The sequence below is a fragment of the Streptomyces sparsus genome, assembly GCF_054776295.1.
The window spans coordinates 1-1099 of sequence record NZ_BAAHCA010001281.1 but is presented as its reverse complement, the minus strand read 5'-3'; the positions used below and the strand labels follow the sequence as shown (position 1 = coordinate 1099).

The window sequence follows — 1099 nt, the reverse complement described above, 5'->3', positions numbered from 1 at the left end:
CGGAACGCGTCGCACGGCGGCGGCAGCAGGCGCTCGCCGACGCCAGAGCCGCGGAGGTGGAGCGGCTGGCGAAGGTCCGTCTGCCGGCCGTCGTCGCACGGAACCGGGCCGGGCAGCGGGTGGGTGGCGTGCCCGGCCCGTCGGCGTCGGCCGCCGAGACCGGTGAGGAGTTCGCCAGGTCGCTGGCCGTGGTGGCGGACGCGTTGGGCTCCGAGGAGGCGGTGCGGCGCGAGCGTGCGCTGCGCGACTCGGTGCAGGCCGCGTTCGAGTCGGTGGCGCGGACCATGCACGCCATGGCCACCGTCCAGCAGCAGGTGCTGGACCGGGTCGAGCAGTCGCTGGAGGATCCGGCGGTGATGGCCGAGGTCATGAAGGCCGACCACGCGGCGGCCCAGATGACCCGCAAGGCGCAGACCCTGCTGGTGATGTGCGGCATCTGGCCGGCCCGGCGGGAGACCCGGCCGGTCTCGCTGTACGACTGCGTGCGCGGCGCGCAGTCCCGCATCGTGGAGTTCGGCCGCGTCGAGGTGCACGGCGGCCAGAGCCTGTACGTGGTGCCGCCGGCCGTCGAGGGCCTGATGCACGCCGTCGCCGAACTGCTGGAGAACGCGACGGTCTTCTCCCCGTCCCGCACGCAGGTCGTGGTGACCGTCCGGGAGGTCGGCGCGGGCGCGGTCGTGGAGATCGACGACGCCGGCCTGGGCATGCCGCCGGACGGGCTGCACCAGGCCATGGCGCAGCTGCGCGAGGACCTGGACCTGGCGATGCTGGGCGCGGTGCCGCGGCTGGGACTGGCCTGCGTGGGCCGCTGGGCCCGGGAGTTGGGCTTCAACGTCGAGCTGACCGGGGCGTCCGCCTACGGCGGCACCCGGGCGGTGGCGTTCGTACCGCACCGCCTGCTGACCGAGCCGCTCTCGCACGTCACGGCCCCCCGCTTCACTGACCACCGCTTCACTGACCACCGCTTCACCGACCACCGGTACGCGCGCGAGCCCGTCGAGCCGCGGCCCACCGGGCAGGAGGCGACGCGGGGGCAGGACGCGTGGCGGACGGACGGTCCGGCGGACGGCGAGGAGGCGCTGCCGCGCCGGCGCAACCG

At 75.4% G+C, this 1099-nt stretch carries 1 protein-coding gene; it reads left to right on the top strand.

Going from position 1 to position 1099, the window contains the following annotated elements:
* Positions 1-1099: ATP-binding protein (locus ACYVE9_RS27905; protein ID WP_461030670.1), on the top strand; the 1099-nt coding region annotated here is incomplete at both ends.